This is a genomic window from Archangium primigenium (assembly GCF_016904885.1).
Taxonomy (GTDB): domain Bacteria; phylum Myxococcota; class Myxococcia; order Myxococcales; family Myxococcaceae; genus Cystobacter; species Cystobacter primigenius.
The window spans coordinates 3927873-3949807 of the sequence record NZ_JADWYI010000001.1 but is presented as its reverse complement, the minus strand read 5'-3'; the positions used below and the strand labels follow the sequence as shown (position 1 = coordinate 3949807).

The 21935-nt window shown below is 71.4% G+C and carries 24 protein-coding genes; 6 read left to right on the top strand and 18 right to left on the bottom strand.

Annotated elements, in window-relative coordinates; all coding sequences use genetic code 11:
- Positions 1-9: 9 nt before the first annotated feature.
- The 7 genes from I3V78_RS16390 to I3V78_RS16360 form a co-directional block, all read right to left on the bottom strand.
- On the bottom strand, positions 10-306 hold the full coding sequence (locus I3V78_RS16390; protein ID WP_204489024.1) for a YtxH domain-containing protein: 297 nt from the start codon (positions 304-306) through the stop codon (positions 10-12).
- 59 nt (positions 307-365) lie between these two features.
- The gene (locus I3V78_RS16385) at positions 366-794 is read right to left on the bottom strand and encodes a hypothetical protein (RefSeq protein ID WP_204489022.1); all 429 of its coding nucleotides are present in this window, start codon (positions 792-794) and stop codon (positions 366-368) included.
- Between the two features lie 37 nt (positions 795-831).
- Complete coding sequence (locus tag I3V78_RS16380; protein ID WP_204489020.1) at positions 832-1032, bottom strand: hypothetical protein; 201 nt, start codon at positions 1030-1032, stop codon at positions 832-834.
- A 56-nt stretch (positions 1033-1088) separates the two neighbouring features.
- Positions 1089-1313, bottom strand: a complete 225-nt coding sequence (locus I3V78_RS16375) for a DUF3618 domain-containing protein (RefSeq protein ID WP_204489018.1) — start codon at positions 1311-1313, stop codon at positions 1089-1091.
- A complete protein-coding gene (locus I3V78_RS16370) occupies positions 1303-1731 on the bottom strand; it encodes a phage holin family protein (RefSeq protein ID WP_239576456.1) in 429 nt (142 codons plus the stop codon). Before I3V78_RS16370 ends, I3V78_RS16375 begins: the two co-directional genes overlap by 11 nt.
- Before the next feature lie 108 nt (positions 1732-1839).
- Complete coding sequence (locus tag I3V78_RS16365) at positions 1840-2604, bottom strand: endonuclease/exonuclease/phosphatase family protein (RefSeq protein ID WP_204489016.1); 765 nt, start codon at positions 2602-2604, stop codon at positions 1840-1842.
- Positions 2605-2617: 13 nt separating this feature from the next.
- Positions 2618-3079, bottom strand: coding sequence for a hypothetical protein (locus tag I3V78_RS16360; protein ID WP_204489014.1), 462 nt, complete (start codon positions 3077-3079; stop codon positions 2618-2620).
- A 253-nt stretch (positions 3080-3332) separates the two neighbouring features.
- Here I3V78_RS16360 and I3V78_RS39260 point away from each other — a divergent pair, with 253 nt between their 5' ends.
- Positions 3333-4241 (top strand): M23 family metallopeptidase, encoded by a 909-nt coding sequence (locus I3V78_RS39260; RefSeq protein WP_338023616.1) that lies wholly within the window; start codon positions 3333-3335, stop codon positions 4239-4241.
- A gap of 13 nt (positions 4242-4254) precedes the next feature.
- On the opposite strand, the gene I3V78_RS16350 is transcribed toward I3V78_RS39260, so the two are convergent.
- The 10 genes from I3V78_RS16350 to I3V78_RS16305 form a co-directional block, all read right to left on the bottom strand.
- Positions 4255-4935, bottom strand: a complete 681-nt coding sequence (locus I3V78_RS16350; RefSeq protein ID WP_204489012.1) for a TetR family transcriptional regulator — start codon at positions 4933-4935, stop codon at positions 4255-4257.
- Between the two features lie 93 nt (positions 4936-5028).
- Positions 5029-6579, bottom strand: coding sequence for a hypothetical protein (locus I3V78_RS16345; RefSeq protein ID WP_204489010.1), 1551 nt, complete (start codon positions 6577-6579; stop codon positions 5029-5031).
- A 133-nt stretch (positions 6580-6712) separates the two neighbouring features.
- Positions 6713-7063, bottom strand: a complete 351-nt coding sequence (locus tag I3V78_RS16340) for a helix-turn-helix domain-containing protein (RefSeq protein ID WP_204489008.1) — start codon at positions 7061-7063, stop codon at positions 6713-6715.
- A gap of 72 nt (positions 7064-7135) precedes the next feature.
- Positions 7136-9691: an LPS-assembly protein LptD gene (locus I3V78_RS16335; RefSeq protein WP_204489006.1), complete on the bottom strand. Its 2556-nt coding sequence runs from the start codon at positions 9689-9691 to the stop codon at positions 7136-7138.
- Positions 9692-9713: 22 nt separating this feature from the next.
- Entirely contained in the window at positions 9714-11207 is a 1494-nt protein-coding gene (locus tag I3V78_RS16330) for an AMIN domain-containing protein (RefSeq protein ID WP_204489004.1), read from the bottom strand.
- A gap of 71 nt (positions 11208-11278) precedes the next feature.
- The gene (locus tag I3V78_RS16325) at positions 11279-12559 is read right to left on the bottom strand and encodes an alpha/beta hydrolase (RefSeq protein WP_204489002.1); all 1281 of its coding nucleotides are present in this window, start codon (positions 12557-12559) and stop codon (positions 11279-11281) included.
- 9 nt (positions 12560-12568) lie between these two features.
- Positions 12569-13870, bottom strand: a complete 1302-nt coding sequence (locus I3V78_RS16320; RefSeq protein WP_204489000.1) for a bifunctional folylpolyglutamate synthase/dihydrofolate synthase — start codon at positions 13868-13870, stop codon at positions 12569-12571.
- A 24-nt stretch (positions 13871-13894) separates the two neighbouring features.
- Positions 13895-14740, bottom strand: coding sequence for an acetyl-CoA carboxylase, carboxyltransferase subunit beta (gene accD / locus I3V78_RS16315; RefSeq protein ID WP_204488998.1), 846 nt, complete (start codon positions 14738-14740; stop codon positions 13895-13897).
- A gap of 60 nt (positions 14741-14800) precedes the next feature.
- Complete coding sequence (locus tag I3V78_RS16310; protein ID WP_204488996.1) at positions 14801-15559, bottom strand: MBL fold metallo-hydrolase; 759 nt, start codon at positions 15557-15559, stop codon at positions 14801-14803.
- Position 15560: 1 nt separating this feature from the next.
- Positions 15561-16211: a Crp/Fnr family transcriptional regulator gene (locus tag I3V78_RS16305; protein WP_204488994.1), complete on the bottom strand. Its 651-nt coding sequence runs from the start codon at positions 16209-16211 to the stop codon at positions 15561-15563.
- A 164-nt stretch (positions 16212-16375) separates the two neighbouring features.
- Between I3V78_RS16305 and purM the strand changes: the two genes are divergently transcribed.
- The 3 genes from purM to I3V78_RS16290 are packed head-to-tail and all read left to right on the top strand — an operon-like array spanning position 16376 to position 18849.
- Positions 16376-17413 carry a phosphoribosylformylglycinamidine cyclo-ligase gene (gene purM, locus I3V78_RS16300; protein WP_204488992.1) on the top strand — a complete coding sequence of 346 codons (1038 nt, stop codon included), beginning with the start codon at positions 16376-16378 and terminating at the stop codon, positions 17411-17413.
- On the top strand, positions 17410-18072 hold the full coding sequence (gene purN, locus I3V78_RS16295; RefSeq protein WP_204488990.1) for a phosphoribosylglycinamide formyltransferase: 663 nt from the start codon (positions 17410-17412) through the stop codon (positions 18070-18072). The genes purM and purN overlap by 4 nt, the downstream gene beginning before the upstream one ends.
- A gap of 15 nt (positions 18073-18087) precedes the next feature.
- On the top strand, positions 18088-18849 hold the full coding sequence (locus I3V78_RS16290; RefSeq protein WP_204488988.1) for an arginyltransferase: 762 nt from the start codon (positions 18088-18090) through the stop codon (positions 18847-18849).
- 7 nt (positions 18850-18856) lie between these two features.
- Here I3V78_RS16290 and I3V78_RS16285 read toward each other — a convergent pair whose 3' ends face one another.
- Complete coding sequence (locus tag I3V78_RS16285) at positions 18857-20023, bottom strand: FAD-dependent monooxygenase (protein WP_204488986.1); 1167 nt, start codon at positions 20021-20023, stop codon at positions 18857-18859.
- Between the two features lie 101 nt (positions 20024-20124).
- Here I3V78_RS16285 and I3V78_RS16280 point away from each other — a divergent pair, with 101 nt between their 5' ends.
- Together I3V78_RS16280 and rpmB are read left to right on the top strand one after the other, a co-directional pair.
- Positions 20125-21639: a phytoene desaturase family protein gene (locus I3V78_RS16280; protein WP_420840451.1), complete on the top strand. Its 1515-nt coding sequence runs from the start codon at positions 20125-20127 to the stop codon at positions 21637-21639.
- A 101-nt stretch (positions 21640-21740) separates the two neighbouring features.
- Positions 21741-21932: a 50S ribosomal protein L28 gene (rpmB, locus tag I3V78_RS16275; protein WP_095975869.1), complete on the top strand. Its 192-nt coding sequence runs from the start codon at positions 21741-21743 to the stop codon at positions 21930-21932.
- The last annotated feature ends 3 nt before the right edge of the window (positions 21933-21935 follow it).

Genomic DNA, 21935 nt, shown 5'->3' with positions numbered 1-21935 from the left:
GGGAGCGGCTCAGCTCGTGCGGTTGGAGATCTCCGCGCGCGCCTGATCCGCGGCCTTGGCCACGGCGTCCTGGCCGTCCTTGATGCGGCCGCGCAGGTCGCCGCGCAGCTCCGCGCCCGGCTTGGGCGCCAGGAGCAGGCCCACGCCCGCGCCCAGGAGCAGGCCCACGGAGAAGGCGCCCAGCACGGGCAGCAGCGCGTCGCTCGTCGTGCGGCGGGTCTCCAGCCCGAGCAGCTCGAGCAGGTCATCCTTGTCCAGGTCGCGCAGATCCTGGGCGGTGCTCTTCAAGTCCTTGAGGTTCATCATGGTGACGTCTCCACGGGTGAGGCGAGGAAGGTAGCGAGTCGATGCGGGCGCCGTGACGCTCAGGAGCGCTCGGGGTTGCCCATGGGGGACGCGCCCCCGGTCCTGCCGGAGACCTGACCGGCCCCCACCTCGATGCCATGCAGGGCGGCCTCGGCCATGCCGATGAGCTCGTCCTTCACCATGGGCAGCGCCGCCAGGCGCACGCCCAGCCGCAGCAGGCGGCCCGTGGTGCGCGTGAACAGACCTCCGCCCAGCACGTAGCCCACGCCCACGGCCGCGGCCACCATCAGGTAGGGGTTGCGATCCACACGGCCCTTGAGGTCCAGCGTGTCGCGCAGGTCCGTGACCGCGCCACGGGCGTTCTCCCACAGGTGCTGGGCATCCGAGCCAATCTGGTCCACCCGCTGGCCGATGCCCGGCTGCGAGTTGCCCGACGGGCCGCCCGGCCCCGAGGCGCCGCCATTGCCGGCATTCTGGTAGGTCGTCATGTCGAAACTCCGAGTCGTTCGAGAGAAGGCGGAAGGGCTAGCGGCGCGAGGCGATGCGGCCGACGATGAAGCCCACGGCGATGGCGCCCAAGAGACAGGTGCCCGGGTTGGCGCGGATGAAGCTGGCCGCGCGGGTGTTCAGGTCCTCCAGGTTGCGCCGCGCCTCGTCGATCTGCGGCAGCACGGAATCCTGGAACTGACGGGCCTTGTCCTGCAGGTTCTGCGAATTGACGTCCATGGAAAACGAGACCTCGTGGAATGCGTCTGGGTGGATGAAATGAAAGGTGGGGCCGGTCAGCGCCGTTGGCTATTGCCGATGACGAAACCGATGAAGAAAGCCGCGCCCACGCACGTGAGCGGCCGGCGCATGACCCACTCGCGCCAGTCCGTGCGCCAGGCCACCTCGGCGCGCAGCTCGCTCACGGACTGACTCAGCTCGGCGCGGGTGCGCTCGATCTCCTGGCGGATCTGCTCGGGCGAGCGCGCGTGCGGGCGGGTCTTGAGGCAATCAGCGGCCACGCGGCACCTCCTGGGAGAGCGCCGTCACGCTGCGGGTGAGTTCGTTGGTCGTATCAGCCATGACTTGATGTGCCTTGAGGCGGGCGACGGCGCGCTGCACGCCCACGGCGCCGCCCACGAGATTGAGAGCGCCCACCAGCGCGAGCGCGCCCGCGAGCCCCAGCCACCGCGCCAGCGCCACGGCCAGACCCGCGCAGACGAAGCCGTAGCCCACCAGCACGAACGGCACGAAGACGGCGATGAGCGCCAGATCGGCCCCCACCACGCGCGCATCCTCCATGATCTCCGCGCGCGCCAGGGTCAGGTGCTGCGTCACCAGGCGGGTGAGGCCCTCGGTCAATCGCCCGACCAGGGTGGCCAGTCCCCGATCCGTCTGTTCACTGCCCGCGCCCATCTGCTCCCCGGTCGTCGCTCTCATGTCAGGCGGGCCAACGTAGGGTGCTCCTGTCATCCACGACAACCCCGGAGGCGGGGATCTGTCCACAGCAGGTCAGCCGCCCGCGACGGGGATGCCACTCCCCCGCCCCTACCCGATGAGCTGCACCGGCGCGGCCGCGCCCTCCTGGTTCTCCAGCTGCGTGCGAAAGCGCATCACCAGCGGCAGGTGATCCGACGCCCGCTCGGACAGGTCCGTCTGGTGCACCCGGAGGGACAGCGGCTTGATGCCCGTGTCCACGTAGACCCGGTCCAGGCGCAGCAAGGGGTAGCGCGAGGGATAGGTGCGCACCCGCACGTCCAGCTCCAGGGCCACGTCGTGGATGGCCTGACGCGCCAGGCCCCGCACGGCGCCGGGCCCCAGGTAGTTGAAGTCCCCGCAGACCACGACCGGCTCGCGCTGGACCGAGTCGCGCAGGATGTCCGACGACAGGAGCAGCGACTCCTGTCGGCGGCGCTCGCGGATGCCCAGGCCCAGGTGCAGGCAGAAGACGTGCAAGAGCCGCCCCTCCCCGATGTCCAGGTCGCAGCGCAGGGCGCCGCGGGGCTCGCGCCGGCCCACGCTCAGGTCGTAGTTGTGGGACTGGCGGATGGGCAGCCGCGTCAGGATGGCATTGCCGTAGCGGCGGCCCTCGCGCACCACGTTGGGACCGAAGGCCATGTGCAACCCGAGCATCCTCGCCAGATGCTCGGGCTGATCCTCCCGGGGTGTCACGCCCCGGTAGTCCCCCACTTCCTGGAGGGCGATGATGTCCGCGCCGATGTCGCGCAGCACCTCGCCCACCCGCTCCAGGTCGAAGGCCCCGTCCGTGCCGATGCCGCTGTGGATGTTGTAGGAGACGAGCGTGAGCTCCACGTCCTCCCCCGGGTCAGCCCTGCACGAGCCGCAGACGGTTCGCCACGAGCCGCGCCACGTCCATGGGCAGCGACAGCAGCCGGCTCGCGGCCTGGGTGGCCTCGCGCAGCCCCGTGCGCACCGCGTTCACCTGGCGCTGCGCCTCGTCCAGCATGTCGCCCGGAGACGCGCCGCGCTCCAGCACGGGCACCTCGCTCAGGGGGATGGCCCCGATGGGCTGGCCCCGGTTGGTCGCCGTGGGCTTGATGGGCGCGTTGGGCGACAGGCCCGCGAGCGCCTCGAGCTGGGCGTTCATGGCCCGCACGTGGAAGAGCTCCTCGGTCTCCGCGTGCGTGCGCCCGTAGTGCAAGGACTTGTCGATCCGTCGCTCCGACACCCGCTTCTCGGACAGGTGCTGCTTGTCCCGGCGGCGAAGGCCGCGGCTCGGGGTGGACTTGGCAACGGTGAAATGTTCGAAGCGAAAAGTGCGCGGCATCCGGTATCTCCCCCTCAGAAAACGCCCTGAAAATCCCCTCAGAAAACGGATAACGGAAGTTAGGGAGCCCATTCCCCGGAGGGAATCGCGGGGCGCGCGGGGCCTCGCCTGCCTGACTACCCCTCGAGTCGCCAGGAGGGGCATTGTCTTGTTTCCAGCGGCGCGCGCGGACGACCGTGGGCTCGTCGCCAGCGGGGACTTGCGTGTCGGCCTCCGCGTTGACGTCCCCCCCGCCCCCCCGCATATCTCCCCCGTGCTCCCCGCCCTCCTCCGTCTCCCGCTCCCGCTGCTGTTCGCCCTGGCGCCGCAGGCCCCCGCCGAGGCGCCTCTCCCCTCGCCGCCGCGCCTGGTGCTGCAACCCGCGCGGATCCGGCCCGGGGACCCGGTGCTCGTCACGGTGCGCGGACTCCAGGAGGCGCCCATCGGGACGCTCGGCGAGCGCCCCCTGCGCTTCTACCCCGCGGGCGACGGCTTCCAGGCCCTCACCGGCCTTCCGGTGGAGCAGGCCCTGGGGCCGCTCGCGGTGAAGGTGGTGGGCCCCCCGGCCCCGAGCGGGGCGCCCGTGGAGCTCAAGGCCGAGGTGAACGTGGTGGAGCCCGGCTGGCGCGTGCGCACGCTCCAGGTGGCCCACAAGTTCGTCCAGCCTCCGCCCGAGGTGCAGGCGCGCATGGAGGCGGATCAGGCCGCCTTCACCGCCGCCTTCGCGCAGCCCTTCACCCCGCCGCTCTTCACGGGCCCCTTCGCCTGGCCGCGCAAGGCCCGCGTCACCGCGCCCTACGGCGACCTGCGCACCTACAATGGCCAGAAGCAGGGCCAGCACTTCGGCACGGATCTGGACGGGCGCACGGGCGCGCCCGTGTACGCCGCCCACGCGGGCGTGGTGGTGATGACGCGCGACAACTACGCCGCGGGCAACACGGTGCTCGTGCACCACGGCGCGGGCCTCACCACGTCCTACTTCCACCTGTCCGCCACCGCCGTGAAGAACGGCCAGCGCGTCAAGCGCGGCCAGCTGCTGGGCAAGGTGGGCAACACGGGCCGCGTTACCGGGCCCCACCTGCACTGGGGCGCCAAGGTGGAGGGCCTGTGGGTGGATGCCGAGACGCTGCTCGGGCTGGACTTCACGGGCGCCGAGGCCCCGGCCCCGGGCGCCGCGCGCTAGGCCCGGGCGCGGCTCAGGGGCGCCGGGCCACCTTGGGCTTGGCGGCGGGGGCCACTTCGACGGTGGGCAGCACCCCGCGCAGGAAGGACTCGGCGATCTGCGTCTGGGCGCGCGCCAGGGCCTCGGGGCCGCGGTCCTCCATCAGCCCGGACACGAAGGCGGTGAGCCCCATTTCGATGGAGCCGAAGAGCAGCGAGGCGCACAGCATGGGATCCAGCTCCGCGCGCAGCTGCCCCTCCGCCTGGGCCCGGGCGAACATCTGCGCGGCCATGCGGATGGTGTCCAGGAAGGCCTGCTGCCGGGTGACCACGTGGCCGCCCGCGGGGCTGCGGGCGATCTCGAGGATCAGCACCTTCACCGCCCGGGGATCCACGCGGTAGGCCTCGAAGGCCACCGCCGCGATGCCGTGCACCTTCTGCTCGAGCGAGGAGCCCTCGTCCTCGGCCACCGCGCGCAGGCGCGTGACGAAGCCGCTCCAGCCCGTCGCGGCGACGGTCTCCAGGAGCTCGTCCTTGTTCTTGAAGTAGTGGTAGACGAGGCCGTAGGCCACGCCCGCCTCGCGCGCCACGTCCGCGATGCGGCAGCCGTGGTAGCCCTTGCGCGCGAAGACGTCGATCGCCGCGCGCAGGATGGTGTGGCGGCGCTCGCTCTCCCGACTCCCCGCCTCCTCCGACTTGCTCTGCCGCTGACTCACGCGCTGTCTCTCCTGGCCGGTTGATTCCAAAATCGGCCAGGAGGAGACGCTACGGAGGCGGGGGCTCGGGGTCAATGCCCTTGGCGGGGCGCGTTACTTGGGCAGGGTGCCCTCGACCGTCGGCGCGGGCAGGAGCACGCGGTGGCCGGCCTCGGGGGACGCCGTGAACGAGCAGCCGGCCCGGGCCTCCCAGGCGATGGGGACGGTGTAGTCCGGAGGCTGGGGCACGGTGGCCGGGTCGCGCGTGTCCTTGACGACGTAGCGCATGTAGGTGAAGGCCGGGTAGGTGAAGGCCTTGCCCACGGTCAGCTTGTCCAGGGCGATGGGGCCCACGACGCCGCCCTCGCAGCCGTCATCATCGGCGTTGCGGGCGATGCTGTTGAACCACGGGTCGGACACGATGAAGGACACGGCCAGCGCGCCGAACTTGCCGATGATCAGCCCGGTGGTCGCCTTCGGATCGACCTGCAGGACCACGCTCTTGGACAGGGTCGGGTTGCGGTCGCGCTCATGCGGCCAGCTCGTCCACAGGATGCGCTCCTGCACCCAGATGAGGCCGACGGCGTCGAACTTGCCGTTCTTGCCATCCCACTTGCCGTTGCCGTTGGCGTCGACGTAGCGCTCGCCCGCGTCCCAGGTGCCGTTGTCGTTGTTGTCGACGAAGGGCTCGGTCAGGTCCACGAAGGGCTCGCCCTGATCGTAGACGCCGTTGTTGTTGAGGTCGTCATACGCCTCCTCGCCCGAGGTGATGGCGATCATGCTGACCAGGTTGTCGCGCGGGTTGTTCGTCGGGGTGACGAGCTTGCCGTCCTTGAACACCTGGCGCACGGGATCCACGCGGCGCGGCTCGGCGAGCGTGGGCGCCTTGCCGAAGTTGGTGATGGGATCCTCGGACCACTCGAACGGGTGCATCCACAGGGGGGCGAGGTACTCGCCGGTGTGGATCTCATCGTTGAGGGGATTCCAGGAGAACGTGGCCGGCTCCACGTCCTGGGGCAGCGGCAGCGACGTCTTGTAGAGCACCGTGGCGTTGCCCACCACGTCCGTGAGGCTCACGGAGCTGGGGCCGATGGTGCCCGCCTCGGTGAGGAAGGAGACCTGGGCGCCCGCGATGCCATCGCCGTTGCGATCCGCCACGTGGGCGGTGCAGTTGAGCTTCACGCCGGCGATGAGGTTGCGCGTGTCGTCATAGGCGCCAATGGCGTGCACACCACCCGAGCTCGGGCCGGAGATGGGGCCGCACTGGAAGGTGAACTGGCGCGAGGTGGAGTTGGAGCCGGCGAAGGTGACCGCGGGGCTGGTGGCCGCCTTCTCGCCCACCCGGGCCACCACCACCACGGACGACACACGGCCGCCCTTGGCCACCACCTGCGTGGAGGCGATGCCGGTGGTCGCGTCGGTCGTGGCCTCCGGCGGGTTGAGCTCCACGTCGGTGACGGGACCCTGCACCTCGAAGGTCATCGTCACACCCGGTTGGGGCTGACCCCGGGCGTCGATGGCGCGAAAGCGCAGCGTCGTGATCTCCCCCAGCCTTGGTTGGGCCGGAGCAACATCCACGAATTCCAGGGTGGCCGGGAGCGGAGAGCCGCACGCGGCGAGCACCCCACTCGTGATGGCCACGCACACGGCGAGACCCAGACGCATCAGAGAAGACTCCGGTCGAAGAGGAAGCGGGGGCACGTCAGTGACGTGCACCCAACACTTCCCATCTTCCCGGGCGCCCAGGCATCCCGTCAAGCGGAGGCGGTGGACAGGCCACCGCCTCCGGAGAGAGGTCTCAGGCCGCGGACCCGTTGAACATGGCACGCGCCACGCCCAACAGACGTTCCACGTCCCGAGCCGTCAGGCCTCGCGCGCGGGCGAAGTCCGACAAGGGTCTGAGCAGATCCTCCGTCTGTGCCGGAGTTTCCTCGGTCCCGGCGAAAAGCTCACCCAGGCTCACGCTCAAGGCGTTCGACAAGGCGGCAAGGGTTTCCACATGGGCCACGCGCTCGCCCCGCTCGATCATCGAGAGGAAAGAGACGCTGATTTGAGCCCGCTCCGCGAGTTCTTCTTGCGTCCAGCGCTCCGGGCGCTGGGTGCGAAGTTCACGAATGCGCTGTCCGATACGTTTTCCGAGTTCCGACACGAAAGACCTCGTCCTCCTCAATGGGGGAATGTCTCAGGGAGTGAAAGAACCGTTCACCCACTGCCGGGATTCCTAACCCCCGGTTCCAAACGATCCAACTCCGGTCACGCTGAAATTGAGACCGAAATCCGGGATCGCCCGTCCCCTCTGCAGACGAGCAATCCCCTCGACCCGCCAACAATTACACGCCGGCGCGTAGGATACTCCAATCCATTGCTGACCGAGAGGGGACTCGTCACGAGTCTGCGGTTGCACGAGGGCTTCGTATCTCAATCCGAGCCCGCGACCGAGCGTCACCTGCGTGCCCGCCGTGAGGAACTGCGCCCGCTCGGGGCTCTGCCGGGCGCTCCCCACGAGTGCATCCAGACCCCGGCGCAGTCGATCCGACCCCACCCCTTGCAGGTCGTCATACCGGGCATAGATGTTGCCTTTGGGCATATCCAACCGGAAATCCGCGCTCAATTGGGCGATTTGTCTGGAATTCTGGTCATACCGGAGCGTGCCCCCCGCCGTCAGGGCGCCCAGATGCGTGGAAAGCCTGCCAAACGTGTCACGTGCCACGGATTGCGCGGTATCCGAGGAACCCTGGCCCAGGGTTGGCACATGGCGTGACAGGTCGAAGCCCTGACCCACGGAGAGCCGGGCGAGTTCCCGCCGGGTGGTGCCCCGGCGCGAGCGCAGCGTCTGGCTCACCTCCACCACGGCGTGCAGGAAGCGGCGGGCGACGCCCGGCGCGGTGGGCGGCAGGGCCGAGTCGATCTCGTCATAGGGCTGGCCGGGCAGGTCCGGCGAGGCGCCCGGCGCGGGCAGGCCGCCCCAGACCCAGGGCACGTAGCGCAGGGCCACGGAGGGCTCCACGGCGTGCTGGTAGGTGGTGTCGCCGAGCGTGAAGACGCGGGTCAGCCGCGAGTCGAGGACGAGGTCCAGCAAGGGGTAGCCCCGCTGGGCGGTCCGCCCCGAGACCTCGCCGAGGTAGAAGTCCTGGCGCAGCGCGAGCGCGGGAGACAGCCGCGCCCAGGGCCCGAGGGCGAAGGACGTGGACAGGCGCGGGTTCAGGTCGAGGCGATGACGGGCCTCCCGGTCCGCGCCATCGAAGCGGCCGTTGCCCTGGGCCGGGTCCGGCACCCGCACGACGCCGCCATCCGGCTGGGTGAGGGGCAGCGCGCCGTCGGGCTCGAAGCGGCCGTCCAGGCCCTCGTCCCCGAAGACGGACAGCAAGGGAGACAGGCGCGTGAACTCCATCCGCGCGCCGCCCACGAGCCAGCCACCGAGCAGGGGCCGCTCGGCCAGGCTCCAGCTCAGCGCGGGCAGCTTCTGGAAGGTGCGCGGGCCCGCGGGCAGCGCGGTGTCGGTGGCGCCCGCGGGCGGCCGGGGCCCGCCGAACAGCCCGTAGCCCCAGCGGATGTCCTGCCGCAACGCCACTTCCAGGCCCAGCCACCCGTCCGCGTCCCGTCGATAGAGGACACCCGAGCTGCGCAGGTACTGGTTCTCGCGCGCCACGATGTCGGCGGTGAGGTCGCGCGTGTAGAAGCCGTCGGACACGGCGAAGGCGTCGATGCGATTGAACCACCCGCCCCCCAACTCCTGGCGGTGCTGCAGGGACGCCTCGCCCCGGAGCCCGCGCCGCGTGCGCAGGAGGTCTCCGGCCTCGTCGAGGAAGAAGCCCCCCGTGATGGGGTTGCGCACCGGCTGCAGATCGTAGAGCAGACCGAGCGTGGCGCGGCCCTCGGTGGTCGCCGAGGGCATGTAGCGGAACTCGGACAACAGCCGGGGCCCCCGGATGCCCGTGGTGCGGGGCTCCTCGCGGGTGACGGCCACGCCGCCGAGCGTCCGGGTGACGTCCTGCTCCGAGGCCCCCCAGTAGTAGCCCGGCGTGAGGGTCACGTCGTAGCTGCGCCCGAGCGTGAAGAAGACGGGCTGCTCGAGCGAGAAGCCATTGAGCGCGCTCGAGGTGGGCCGGGGGATGAGCAGCCCCGTGCGCCGGTCCGCCAGCGGAAGGTAGAGCCAGGGCAGCGCCAGCACCGGCACCGCGCCGACGTACACCACGGGCCAGGTGAGCGTGGCGCGCTCGCCCAGGGCCACGTGCGCGCTCCGGGCCTCCACGTGCCAGGAGGGCGCCCCGCCCTCGCACAGACACGGCGCCAGGGCGATCCCCTCCACCTGGAAGGCGTTGTCGCCGGTGCGCACGATGCGCTGGCCGCTCAGCAGCACGGACGTCTCGCCCAGGTCCCGCAGCTCCTGGGGGGTGCGCGCCGCGCGCAGCTGCTCGGCCGTCACGCCCCGCTTCTGCATGAACAGGCCGTTGTCGAGCCAGGCCTCGGCGGACGTGAGGTCCACCGTCAGCGCCTCGGCCACGGCGGCCATCATGCCGTTGACGAGCATGACGTTGCCCCGGGCGACGGCCGTCTGGCGCCCCTCGTCGTAGACGAGCTCGTCGGCGCGCAGCAGCACCGGGCCCGAGCGCAGCGTGGTGTGCCCGCGGGCGGTGAGCACCCGCCGCTCCGGCTCGTATTGCACGGAGTCGGCGGACAGCTCCACGGACTCGCCCGAGGGCAACCGCGGTGGGGTGTACTGCGGCAGCTGTGCCGAGACGAGCAGCACGACCACCACCGGCATCAGCAGGCTCATGGCCTGGAGCCCTATATCAACATCACCGGCGGTCGGGGCGGAGGAACTCGATCGACAGCTCGTTGCCCTCCTGGTGCGTCTGGAAGGGAACCTGCTGCTTGAGGCGGATGGTCACGCGCACCGTCTGCGCGGGGCCGGGGTCCGCCTCCACCCGGTTCACCGCCGTGTCGAAGAAGGAGGTGTCCAGCGGGCGCGTGTTGTTCACGTCCACGCGGGTGTTCTCCAGCTCCAGCACCACCGTGCGCTCCGCCTTGGAGACCGAGTAGCGCACGGGCTCGTCGGTGCGCAGGAAGATGCGCGAGCCGCCCGACACCTGCCGGAAGCCCACCAGCGCCAGCGTCTTGCGGCGCGACGACACGGCGGCGCGCGTGCCCTGCTCCGGCGCCACGCGGGCCGGCGGCTCCGCCTGGGCGAGCCGCTCCTGACGCGCTTCGTCCCGCTCGCGCCGCCGCTCCTCGGCCGCCGCGCGTGCCTCCTCCTGCCGCTGCCGCCGCTCCTCGGCCGCGTCGCGCTGCTTCTGCTCGGCCGCCGCGCGTGCCTCCTGCTGCCGCTGCTGCCGCTCCTCGGCCGCCGCGCGCGCCTCCGCGTCCCGGCGCGCCTTGTCCTCGGCCGCCTGGCGCTGCTTCAGCTCGGCCGCCGCGCGCGCCTCCGCGTCCCGGCGCTGCTTCTCGGTCTCGGCCTGGGCGCGCTGCTGCTCGGCCTGCTGGGCCGCCACGCGCTCGGACTCCACGCGGGCCTTGCGATCGGCCTCGGCGCGCGCCTCGGCCTGACGCCGGGCCTCGGCCTCCCGCGCCTGGGTGGCCTGCGCGGCCGCCGCCTCCTGCCGCTTGCGCTCCTCCTGCGCCGCCTGGGTGGCCGCCGCCTCCTGCCGCTTGCGCTCCTCCTGCGCCGCGAGCGTCGCCTGGGCCGCGGCGGCGTCCTGCCGCTTGCGCTCTTCCTGGGCCGCCTGGGCCGCCTGATCCGCCGTGCCACCAGGGTTCGTGGCCGGAGCGGTCGCGGTGGGCGCCGAGGCGCCGCCGGGGCTCGGGGTCTGGGCGGCCGGAGGGGGCGTCGGCGCCGCCGGAGCGGGCGTGGGGGTCGGGGGAGGCGTGAGCGCCGCCACGGCCGTGCCACCGGCGCCGGCCACGCTCACCACCAGGGTGTTGCCCCGCGCCTGGATGTCCGTCTCCACCTCGCGCGCGTAGCCGATGAGCACCCGGGCGATGGACGAGTCATCCGAGCCGTAGCCCGCCGTGCGGATGGCGGTGATGGTGCCATTGCCGACCGCGATGTCCTCCTTCACGCCGGAGAAGGTGGCCTCGGCGATGTCGATGACCAGGCGGGGCGGATCCGTCAGGCTGAAGGTGGTGAAGTTGGGCTTCTTCGTCCCGACGATCTCCACCGTCCCGCCCCTCACGTTCACGCTCGTGATGGCGTTGAGGGCGCCGGCCTCCTGCGCCCGCGCCGGGCTCCACACCCCCACGAGCAGCGCGAGGACGAGGAGCTTCGGGAACGACTTCTGGATGAGGGAACGCATGCCACCTCGAAGGTAACACGCGCCACCCTGGCTCCAACTTTCCCGTGGACCTCTCTGTTACCGGCCGCGCGTTAGCGCAGCCGGGGCAGCGCGGGCAGCCGGTTGCCCCGGTGCGTGCGCGCGTACTCGATGAGGTTCTTGATGTCGTAGCAGATCTGCCGGATGTCGTGCCCCATGGTCAGCTCGAGGTGGCTGTTGCCCTTCACCGGGCGCCACAGCAGGTACTCGCTCTTGGCCGCGTGGTACACGCTCCGGGTGGACTCCAGCGACGCCAGCGGATCCATGTCCCCGAAGATGATGGCGATGGGGATGCGGATCTTCGAGAAGCCGCGCTGGAAATCGAACCCCGTGCGGTAGCAGACCATCTCCCCGCCGCGGATCCACCGCACGAACTGCTCCACCACCTTGCGCGGCTCGGGCTCACCGCCCTCGCGCAGGAGCCAGCGCACGTCCTGGGCACTGGCGCGCGCGGGGTTGCTCAGCCGGTTGACGCGCGTGGTGATGTAGTTGAAGAGCGGCTGCTGCTCGGCGCGCGCCAGCTGGCGCTCGGCGAACTTGAGCCAGTCATTCATGGGAATGACGTGGAAGCGGCGCGGCTCGGGCGCGTCCTTGGGCGCGAGCCACCGGGCGAGCCCCGCGTTGAGCGACGACGCGGCGCGGGAGAGCACCTGGCGGCCCGTGTGCCCCAGGCGCCGCTCCAGGTTGAGGCCCGCCAGCAGCAGATCGATGCTCGCGCCCACCGCGGGCGCCCACATGGACAGCATGCGCAGCACGAAGGCGCCCCGGCCCAGATCCGCCGCCGAGCCGATGGTGATGAGCCCCTCGAAGTCGTCGTGGATGCCCGCGTAGCCGTAGCCGAGCATGCCGCCCATGGAGTGGCCGCAGTAGAAGATGCGCTCGCGCCGGGTGATGCGCTTGACCCCGGACACCGCCGCCGGCAGGTCGTAGAGGAAGTAGCTGTCGATGTCCCAGCCGTAGTCCAGGTCCGGCGGCAGCGGGCGGCGGAAGCGCTCGGCGCGCTCCTTCTGGAACTCGATGGAGCTCTTGCCGTGGCCGCGCAGCTCCAGGATGTGGATGTCCACCCCGAAGAACAGCAGGTTCTTGACGAACTGCCCGCTCGTCCAGGCGTGGCGGTTCTGCGAGAAGCCATGCACCAGCAAGAGCGGCTCGCCGAACAGGGGCTGGGCGAAGGGCTGCTTGACGGGGCGATAGCGCGTGATGACGAGCGACCAGCCATCCGCGGTTTCCACGACGTACTTCGTCTTCTGGTAGAGCGACCGGAAGTCGACCTCGTCGACCGTCGGTGTATGGGGACCCGTTGGAGTCGCCGCTCTCCAATCCGGCAAGCGCATGATGTGAACCTAGGGACTGTGATGCAACGCGCCAAGGTTTCCACCCCACCTGGCGCGTACCGCACCCACCAGGAAGAGCGAACCCGTACACAAGATAACGTCGTTCTCCGACGCCCGGGAGTGCGCTCCAGCGAGCGCCGCCTCCAACGAGGAATAAGCCCCTACATCCGCGCACAAGGCCCGGGCCTCGTCGAGGTAGCGCTCGGGGGCCAGGGAGCGGGGGGTGTCCAGGGGCGTCAGGTGCACCGAGGCGCACGTGGGCAGCAGGGCCTCGAGCATGGGGCGCCGGTCCTTGTCGCCCACCACGCCGAAGACGCAGTGCACCCGGCGGCCCGGGTAGAGCGAGCGCAGGCCCGCGAGCAGCACCTGGATCCCGGCGGGGTTGTGCGCCCCATCCAGCACCAGCGGCGGCGGGCCGCCCAGCTCCTCCAGCCGACCCGGCCACCGGGCCCGGGCCAGGCCCGTGCGGATGGCCTCGGGCGAGACCGGGAGCCCCTGGGCCCTCCCCTGCTCCACCAGGGCCACGGCCACCGCGGCGTTGCCCCGCTGGTGCGCGCCCCGGAGCCCCAGGGTGAGGCCCTCCACCGCCAGGTGCGGGCCCCAGTAGGCCAGGGTGCCGTCCGGGCGGGCATCCAAGCCGAAGTCGCGGCCCTCGAGCACCAGGGGAGCCCCCAGCGCCTCGGCCCGGGCGGTGATGGCCGCGAGCGCCTCGGGGGCCTGCTGGCTGATCACCCCGGGAACGCCGGGCTTGAGGATGCCGGCCTTCTCCCCGGCGATGGCCTCCAGGGTGTGGCCGAGGTACTCGGTGTGATCGAAGGACACGGGGGTGATGGCGGTCACGCGCGCCTCACACGCGCGGGTGGCGTCCAGCCGGCCGCCCAGCCCCACCTCCACCACGGCCACGTCCACCGCCTCGCGGGCGAAGTGCCAGAAGGCCACCACGGTGCCGAACTCGAAGTACGTGAGTTCCCCGGCGTCCGGGTGGCGCTCCAGCACCTCCAAAATCCGCTGGCCGAACACCTCGTCGGTAATCTCCACCCCGTCCACGCGGATGCGCTCGTTGACGCGCACCAGGTGCGGCGAGGTGTACAGCCCCACCCGGTGGCCCTCGGCGTGGAGCATGGCCGAGGCGAAGGCGCACGTGCTGCCCTTGCCGTTGGTGCCCGCCACGTGCAGCGCGGGAAAGCGCCGCTCGGGATGGCCGAGCGCCTCCAGGGCGGCGTCCACCCGCTCCAGGCCGAGCTTGATGCTGGAGGGACTGAGGCGGGAGAAGAACTCCAGCGCCTCCACGGGGGTGCGGGGCGTCGTCATCCGTCGAGGGCGCGAGGGGACGGCCTAGCCGAGCAGGGAGATGACCTGGTGGAGCTTGGCGCGCAGATCCTTGCGCTGGACGATGGCGTCGAGCATGCCGTGCTCCACGAGGAACTCCGAGCGCTGGAAGCCCTCGGGCAGCTTCTGGCGGATGGTCTGCTCGATGACGCGCGGACCGGCGAAGCCGATGAGCGCCTTGGGCTCGGCGAGCATCACGTCGCCCAGCCACGAGAACGAGGCCGCCACGCCGCCCGTGGTGGGGTGCAGGAGCACGGAGATGTAGGGCTTGCCCACGTTGCGGAAGCGGGCGATGGCCGCGCTCGTCTTGGCCATCTGCATGAGGGAGAAGATGCCCTCCTGCATGCGCGCGCCGCCCGAGGCGGAGAAGACGATGGCCGGGCACTTGAGCTCGTGCGCGCGCTCGAACACCCGCGTGCACTTCTCGCCCACCACCGAGCCCATGGAGCCGCCCATGAACTCGAACACGAAGCAGCCCACCGACACCTGCTGGCCCTCGATGCGGCCCACGCCGGAGATGAAGGCGTCGTTCTCGCCCAGCGCCTTGCGCGTGGAGCGCAGCCGGTCCTTGTACTTCTTCGAGTCGGAGAACCCGAGCGGATCCTGCGGCTCGAGCTCCTTGTCGAACTCCTCGAAGCTGTCCGGGTCGAGCAGCGACGCCAGGCGGGCGCGCGCCGGCCACGGCAGGTGGTGCTCACAGTGGGGGCAGACGTTGAGGTTCTTCTCCAGCTCCTGCCGGTAGAGGATCTCGTCGCAACTCTCGCACTTGGCCCAGAGCCCCTGCATGCGGCTGGGGGCGTCGACGGGCTCGGGAGTGGTGGCGATACGGGGCTTCTTGGAGAACCAGGCCATGGGGGCCCCGGTTAATCCCACTGCCCGGGAGCCGTCAACTCCCAACCGGGAGCCCGCCCCCTAGAACTCGAACGTGTCCCCGAGCTCCAGCACTTCCACGGGCATGTCCGCCACCTCGCGCTTGACCGCCTGCACGAAGGCGGGCTTGAGGTGGTAGAGCAGCACGCTCGTGCCGTCGTCCCGCTCGAACTTGGCCAGTTCGCTCTTGAGCGTGGCGGGCGTGAGGTGCCCGGACACGTCGGCCAGTTGCTGCAGCGCGTTGGGGAAGCTCGTCTCGATGAGCAGCGCCTTGAGCGTGGGCGTCTGGTTGAGCACCTTCCACAGCTTGTCCGTGGGGCCGGTGTCCCCGCTCATGGCCATGGACACGCGGCCCCGGGTGATGACGAAGCCGCACGACTCCACCGGGTGGTGCACGGGCACGGACTGCACCGTGTAGGGGCCCACCTGGAAGGTGCTCCCCGCGCGGAAGGCCTTGATGCGCAGCACGGGCTCCTTGCGCGTGGGGATGCGCGTGAAGTCCGGCCAGAGCGCGTTGTTGAACATGTTCTCGCGCAGGGCCCGGGCACACTCGCGCGAGGCGTGGATGGTGACCGGCTTGTCCCGCCGCCCGATGATGAGGTCCGCCATGAGCGGCAGATCCTTCACGTGATCGAAGTGGCTGTGGCCGACGATGATGTCGTCGATGCGGCACAGCTGCTCGAGCGACAACGTGCTCGTGAGCGCGCCCGCGTCCAGCGCGAGCACGTCGTCCACGAGGAAGCACGTGGTGCGGCAGGCGGGAAGCTCTCCTCCGTGGCACCCTAGGACCTGGAGCTTCACGCTAGAGATCTCCGAACTTCCACTTCATCTCCAGGTATTGGAGGAAGTCGTGCAGCCGCGCCGTATCCTGCACGGTGAGGCTGTCATCGCCCAGGCTGAGCATCCCCGCGCGGTGGAGCCGGTCCAACACGAGCCGGATGGCCGGCTCTCCCACGCCCAGCTGCCGAGGAAGCTCGCGCAGGTTGAGATCGATCTCCATGCCCTCGTCGGTGGGCCGGCCCCGCAGGCGGCACGCCTGCAGCACGTGGTGCACCACGCGGCTGGACGGGTCGCCGTGCAGGAGGTTCTCGATCTGCGCGTCCGCCTCGGACAGGCGCTCGGCGAGCTTCTTGATCATCCGCACGGCGATCTCCGCGTTGCCGCGGATCATGCCCTCGAAGGTCTTCGGGTCGATGACGAGCAGCTTGGCGTCCTCGCTCACCGTGGCCGTGGCATTGCGCGGCCGGTTGGAGATGATGGCCATCTCGCCGAAGAACTCCCCCGGACCGAGCACCGCCAACACCTTTTCCTCGTCGCGCACGCGCTTGGAGATGGCGATTCGTCCCGACTGCAGGACGAACATCTCCTTGCCCGTCTCTCCCTCGCGGAAGAGGGTCGTGCCCTTCGGGAACTCCTTGCCGAAACGTTGAAAGAGGGTTTCCTCGGCGCCCATCGCGATCCGGGAGTTAAGCCGTCCCGATTCATAGGGTCAAATTCCGTCTGGCGCTTCCGTCCTTCTCCCCTCAGGTGTCGTCCAGGCACCCACCTCGGTCCGGGGCCCCGGGGGCATGGCGTGAGGCGAGACAGGAGGTGGGCAAAGCCGGTACAAGGCCCGGCGTGGGAACGACCTACAAGCAGGCGGGAGTGGATATCGAGGCGGGGGATGCCTTCGTCGAGCGCATCAAGCCCCATGCGGCGCGCACGATGCGGCCAGAGGTCCTGGCCGGGGTGGGTGGGTTCGGCGGGCTGTTCGCCCTGCCCCCGGGCAAGTACCGCGAGCCGGTGCTGGTGTCGGGCACGGATGGTGTGGGCACCAAGCTCAAGGTGGCCTTCCAGGCGGGCCGGCACGGCACGGTGGGGATCGACCTGGTGGCCATGTCGGTGAACGACATCCTCACCTCCGGGGCCGAGCCGCTCTTCTTCCTGGACTACTTCGCCACGGGCCGGCTGGAGGTGGACGCGGCGGCCGAGGTGGTCAAGGGCATCGCCCAGGGGTGTGAGCAAGCCGGGTGCGCGCTGCTCGGCGGCGAGACGGCGGAGATGCCGGGCTTCTACGCGCGGGGCGAGTACGACCTGGCCGGCTTCTGCGTGGGCGTGGTGGAGCGCTCGGAGATCATCGACGGGCGGGACATCCGGCCGGGCGACGCGCTCATCGGGCTCACCTCCTCGGGGCTGCACTCCAACGGCTACTCGCTGGCGCGCAAGGTGCTCCTGGAGGACGCGAAGCTGCCCCTGGACGCGGTGCCCGAGGGCCTGGACCGGCCGCTCGTCGACGCGCTGCTCGAGCCCACGCGCATCTACGTGAAGGACGTGCTCGCGCTGATGAAGACGGTGAAGCTCAAGGGCCTGTCGCACATCACCGGCAGCGGCATCCCGGGCAACCTGCCGCGCTGCCTGCCCGAGGGCACGCGCGCGGTGCTCGACAGCACGGCCTGGACGCGCCCCCCCCTCTTCGAGCTCATCGAGCGGCTGGGCGGAGTGGCGCGCGCGGAGATGTACGACACCTTCAACATGGGCCTGGGCCTCATCGCGGTGGTGGCGCGCGAGGACGTGGCCGTGGCGCTCGCGCTCTTGGAGGCGCGGGGCGTGGAGGCCAGCGAGGTGGGCCGCATCGAGGCCGGCACGGGCGAGGCCACGGCGGTCATCGCGCCATGAGCGGCCGGGTGAAGCTGGGCGTGCTGGTGTCGGGCGGGGGCAGCAACCTGCAGGCCCTGCTCGATGCGTGTGCCCGGCCGGACTTCCCCGCCGAGGTGGCGCTCGTGGTGTGCAACGTGCCCACCGCCTTCGCGCTGCAGCGGGCGCGCGAGGCGGGCGTGGAGACGCGGGTGTTGGATCACAAGGGCCAGGCGTCGCGCGCGGACTTCGAGCGGGCGCTCGGCGACGCGCTGGTGGCCGCGGGCGTGGAGTGGGTGTGCCTGGCGGGCTTCATGCGCCTGCTCGGCGCGGACTTCCTCGATCGCTTCCCGGGCCGGGTGCTCAACATCCACCCCTCGCTCCTGCCGGCGTTTCCCGGACTGCATGCCCAGCGCCAGGCGCTCGACCAGGGCGTGAAGGTGGCCGGGTGCACGGTGCACGTCGTGGACGCGGGCATGGACACCGGCCCCATCATCGCGCAGGCGGCGGTGCCCGTGCTGCCCGGGGACGACGAGGCGGCCCTGTCCGCGCGCATCCTCGCCGAGGAGCACCGCCTCTACCCGCTGGTGGTGCGGCTGGCCGTGACGGGCGGCGTGCGGCTGGAGGCGGGCCGGGTGGTGACGACCCTGGGGCCCGCGGTGGGCGGCCTGAGCCTGCGCAACCCCGGCGAGCCGGGTTAGGGAGCCGCGCGCCGCATGGCCACCCTCGTGGGACACTCCATCGAGCCGCCCGACACCTGCAGCTACCTGCCCGAGGAGCGCGCCTCGCTCGAGCAGTTGGTGATGAAGGACGTGAGCCCCGAGGAGTACGAGGTGCTGCTCACGCGGGGCTGGCGCCGCTTCGGGCCCATGTACTTCCGGCCCGCGTGCCGCGACTGCGCCGAGTGCGTGTCCTTGCGCATCCCCACCGCGACCTTCCAGCCCAACCGCAGCCAGCGCCGGGCCCGCGCCGCGTGCGCCCGGCTGCGCGTGGAGGTGGGCCCGCCCCGGGTGGACGCGGAGCGGCTGGCGCTCTACCACCGCTGGCACGACGAGCGGGAGCGCACGCGCGAGTGGAACGCCTCGCCCCTGAGCGCGCGGGACTACTTCCTGCAGTTCGCCTTCCCCCACCCCTCGGCGCGCGAGGTGGCCTACTACGACGACGCCGCCGAGGGCGGCCCGCGGCTGGTGGGCCTGGGCATCTGCGACGAGACGCCCCGGGCCTGGAGCGCGGTGTACTTCTTCTACGATCCGGCCTACGCGCGGCTGTCCCCGGGCTCGGCCAACGTGGTGTTCCAGGTGGAGCTGGCGCGGGCGCGGGGCATCCCCCACGTGTACCTCGGCTACCGCGTCCTCGGCTGCGCGTCCCTGCGCTACAAGGCCTCCTTCGGCCCCCACGAGCTGCTCGAGGGTCGGCCCGCCCCGAACGAGGCCCCCCGGTGGACGCGGGCGGAGGACGACGCGCCGACGCCGCCCTGAGCGCGCCCTACCCGTCGCTCCCCAGGCGCCAGCCCCACAGCCGCGTGTACTGCCGCCGCAGGGCGCTCGCCGGGGCGAGCCGCATGGCCTTCTCCCGCAGCCAGACCGCCGCGGGTTGGCGCCACTGCCCGACGACGCCGAAGCGCCAGGAGAGCTCTTGCAGCCAGCGGGTCCGGTCCTGACGCCGGGCCGCGTAGCGCCGCAGGCCCTCCGCCACGTCCCGCGTCTCCTCCAGCGTCCGCGCCAGCACCGCGCCGTCCTCGATGGCCGAGCAGGCGCCCTGCCCCATGTTGGGCATCATCGGATGGGCCGCGTCCCCCAACAGCGTCACCCGCCCCCGTCCCCATCGCGCGAGGGGCGGGCGGTCCAGGAGATCGTTGCGCAGCAGGTCCGCGGGCCGCGTGGCCGCGATGAGCTCTGGAATGGGCGCGTGCGCCGTCTGGAAGACGCGCGCCAGGAAGGCCGAGTCCCCGCCTGGAACGGGCTCGCCCTGGGGCCAGTCGGCGGTGGCCCACCAGTACACCAGGTCCTCGCGCACGTGCCCCACGCCGAAGCGCGCCCCCCGCCCCTGCGTCTCGCGCAACAGCCCCCGGGGCAGCGCCGGATGCGAGAAGCCCCGCGCCAGTCCGCGCCAGCACGGATGGCCCGCGTAGCGCATGCGCTCTCCCGGATGGAGTTGGGCCCGCACCACCGAGTGCAAGCCATCCGCGCCCACCAGCACGTCCCCCCGCGCCTCCCGTCCGTCCTCGAAGCGCGCCACGACTCCCTCCCCGTCCTCCTCGAAGCGCGTCAGGCGGGCCCCCAGGTGGACCCGCGTCCCCGACCCCAGGGCCGCGTGCAGCGCGCCATGCAGCGCCGCCCGGTGGAAGAGCACCGCGGGCACGTCCGTGCCAGGGACGTCCTCCGCGCGCTCGCGCCGCAGGGCCTCCCCGCGCCAGGTGCACAGCTCCACGTGCGTCAGGGGCACGCCCCGCGCCACCACCTGCTCGAGGCCCAGGGCGAACAGCACGCTCATGGCGTTGGGCGAGATCATGACCCCCGAGCCGACCTCCTTGAGCGCGGGGGCCTGCTCGAAGACGTCCACCGCCCAGCCCCGCCGCTCCAAGGCGAGCGCCGCCGTCAGCCCCCCCACGCCGCCTCCGATGATCACCGCGTTCCTCGTCCGCTCGGTCATGGCCCCCTCCTGCCCCCGAGGATACGCCCGAAGGGCACCCCGGCGCGGGAAAGCGCTGCGAGGCCCCCGGCAACGCGTGTAGGGTGCGCGGCGCGATGCCGATGCCCGCCGCCCGACCCAAACAACTTCCCGCGACCACGGCCCCCTCCCGGCACGTCTACGACGTGATCGTCCTGGGCAGTCAGCTCGGAGGCGCGCTCGCCGCGGTGATGCTGGCCAAGCGCGGCTATGGCGTGCTGCTCGTGGAGCACGACGGCACCGGGCCCGGCTACGAGCACGGCGGCTACTGCCTGCCCTACGCCCCCTTCATCGCCCCGTCCCTCAAGACGATGTCCGCCGTGGAGGAGGCCTTCGCCGAGGTAGGCCTCGCCGCCGAGCTGCAACGTCAGCAGCAGCCCCACGTGCCCGAGCTGCAGCTGGTGATGCCCCGGCACCGGGTGGATCTGCACGCCGACGCGACCCGCCGCGGCGCCGAGTTCGCCCGCGAGTTCGGCGGCGAGGGCGAGCGCATCCTCACGGACCTCGCGGCCTCCACGCACCAGCACGAGCCGTCCGATGCCTTCTTCAAGGAGGCGCCGCCCCTGCCCCCGGACGGGCTCCTGGAGGCCTGGAACCTCAAGCGCGCCAAGGGCCGCCACCCGGGCCTGGAGACCGACCTGCGGCTGGCCGGCGCGGACGCCCCCTCGCGGCTCTTGCGCGGCCTGCGGCCCTTCTCCGTCCACCTGGACAACCCCTCCTCCGCCCTGGCGCGCACCCGGCCCCTGTCCCAGGTGCTGCAGACACCCTGGCGCTACCCGGGCGGCCGTGACGGGCTGCGCAAGCTGCTCTTCGAGCGGCTCCAGGAGCTGGGGGGAGACCTGCTGAGCCCCAGCAACACCGACACCTACGTGGTGGAGGAGCTCGTCTTCGACGGCAGCCGCTTCTCCGCGGTGAAGCTCCTGCGCTCGGACACGCTCTACCGGGCCTCGTGCCTCGTCTCCGCCACGGACGCGGGCGCCCTGCGCCGCCTGATGACGGGGCGCAAGAAGCACCGGGGCCTGAGCGACCAGCTCGACCAGTCCACCATCAAGTCCTTCCTCTTCGCGGTGAACTGGGTGGTGCCCGAGACGGCCCTGCCCCGGGGCATGGGCGAGCTCGTCGTGCTGGACACCGAGGACAGCGAGTTGGGCGCCCTGCTCGTGCAGGTGCTGCCGGCCCGCTCCGCCGAGGGCAAGGAGGACAGCTCGCTCCGGGTGGTGTGCGCCGGCGGCTTCGTGCCCGCGAGCGTGCGCGACCTGGGCGAGGGCTACCTCGAGGCGCTCGCCCAGCGCATCGACGGCCACCTGGACACCCTCATGCCCTTCACCCAGGGCAAACGCCTGCTGCGCTCGGCCCCCTACCTGGACGCGAGCGCCGTGCGGGGCAGCCGCCTCATGCCCCACCCGCACTACCTCATCGACGCGGAAGCGCACCTGGGGGTCAGCGGTTTGAAGCAGCAGACGCCCACCAAGAACCTCCTGCTCGCCGGACGCGAGGTCCTCCCGGGCCTGGGCCTGGAGGGCGAGTTGCTGGCCGGCGTCCGCGCCACGCGGCTGATCCAGGAAATGCTCAAGAAGCGCCCCGTCCTCAAGCGTTGAGGCCGGATCTGGCTGGATTTTCCAGTGGTTTGTGGGTAGGTTCCCGCCCCTCTCAGATGGGCTTTCGTTAAATTGCCCCTGTTTTCAAGGAGTTAGCAGTCATGGCCTGGAAATGCGACCTCTGCGGCAAGCGGCCGCTGGTTGGCAACAACGTCAGCCACGCGAACAACAAGACCAAGAAGCGGACCCTGCCCAACCTGCAGAAGATCCGCGCCTCGGTGAACGGCACCCCCACGCGCGTGCTCGCCTGCACCCGCTGCATCAAGGCCGGCAAGATCACGAAGGCGGCCTGAGTC

Excerpts from the sequence above, each read along its gene's own strand:
- I3V78_RS16370 (WP_239576456.1), bottom strand. The coding sequence starts at position 1,731 with ATGAGAGCGACGACCGGGGAGCAGATGGGCGCGGGCAGTGAACAGACG.
- I3V78_RS16320 (WP_204489000.1), bottom strand. The coding sequence starts at position 13,870 with ATGACGACGCCCCGCACCCCCGTGGAGGCGCTGGAGTTCTTCTCCCGC.
- I3V78_RS16345 (WP_204489010.1), bottom strand. The coding sequence starts at position 6,579 with ATGCGTCTGGGTCTCGCCGTGTGCGTGGCCATCACGAGTGGGGTGCTC.
- I3V78_RS16285 (WP_204488986.1), bottom strand. The coding sequence starts at position 20,023 with ATGACCGAGCGGACGAGGAACGCGGTGATCATCGGAGGCGGCGTGGGG.
- I3V78_RS16380 (WP_204489020.1), bottom strand. The coding sequence starts at position 1,032 with ATGGACGTCAATTCGCAGAACCTGCAGGACAAGGCCCGTCAGTTCCAG.
- accD (WP_204488998.1), bottom strand. The coding sequence starts at position 14,740 with ATGGCCTGGTTCTCCAAGAAGCCCCGTATCGCCACCACTCCCGAGCCC.
- I3V78_RS16360 (WP_204489014.1), bottom strand. The coding sequence starts at position 3,079 with ATGCCGCGCACTTTTCGCTTCGAACATTTCACCGTTGCCAAGTCCACC.
- rpmB (WP_095975869.1), top strand. The coding sequence starts at position 21,741 with ATGGCCTGGAAATGCGACCTCTGCGGCAAGCGGCCGCTGGTTGGCAAC.
- I3V78_RS16390 (WP_204489024.1), bottom strand. The coding sequence starts at position 306 with ATGATGAACCTCAAGGACTTGAAGAGCACCGCCCAGGATCTGCGCGAC.
- I3V78_RS16305 (WP_204488994.1), bottom strand. The coding sequence starts at position 16,211 with ATGGGCGCCGAGGAAACCCTCTTTCAACGTTTCGGCAAGGAGTTCCCG.
- I3V78_RS16280 (WP_420840451.1), top strand. The coding sequence starts at position 20,125 with ATGCCCGCCGCCCGACCCAAACAACTTCCCGCGACCACGGCCCCCTCC.
- I3V78_RS16290 (WP_204488988.1), top strand. The coding sequence starts at position 18,088 with ATGGCCACCCTCGTGGGACACTCCATCGAGCCGCCCGACACCTGCAGC.
- I3V78_RS16335 (WP_204489006.1), bottom strand. The coding sequence starts at position 9,691 with ATGAGCCTGCTGATGCCGGTGGTGGTCGTGCTGCTCGTCTCGGCACAG.
- I3V78_RS16385 (WP_204489022.1), bottom strand. The coding sequence starts at position 794 with ATGACGACCTACCAGAATGCCGGCAATGGCGGCGCCTCGGGGCCGGGC.
- purN (WP_204488990.1), top strand. The coding sequence starts at position 17,410 with ATGAGCGGCCGGGTGAAGCTGGGCGTGCTGGTGTCGGGCGGGGGCAGC.
- I3V78_RS16325 (WP_204489002.1), bottom strand. The coding sequence starts at position 12,559 with ATGCGCTTGCCGGATTGGAGAGCGGCGACTCCAACGGGTCCCCATACA.
- I3V78_RS16330 (WP_204489004.1), bottom strand. The coding sequence starts at position 11,207 with ATGCGTTCCCTCATCCAGAAGTCGTTCCCGAAGCTCCTCGTCCTCGCG.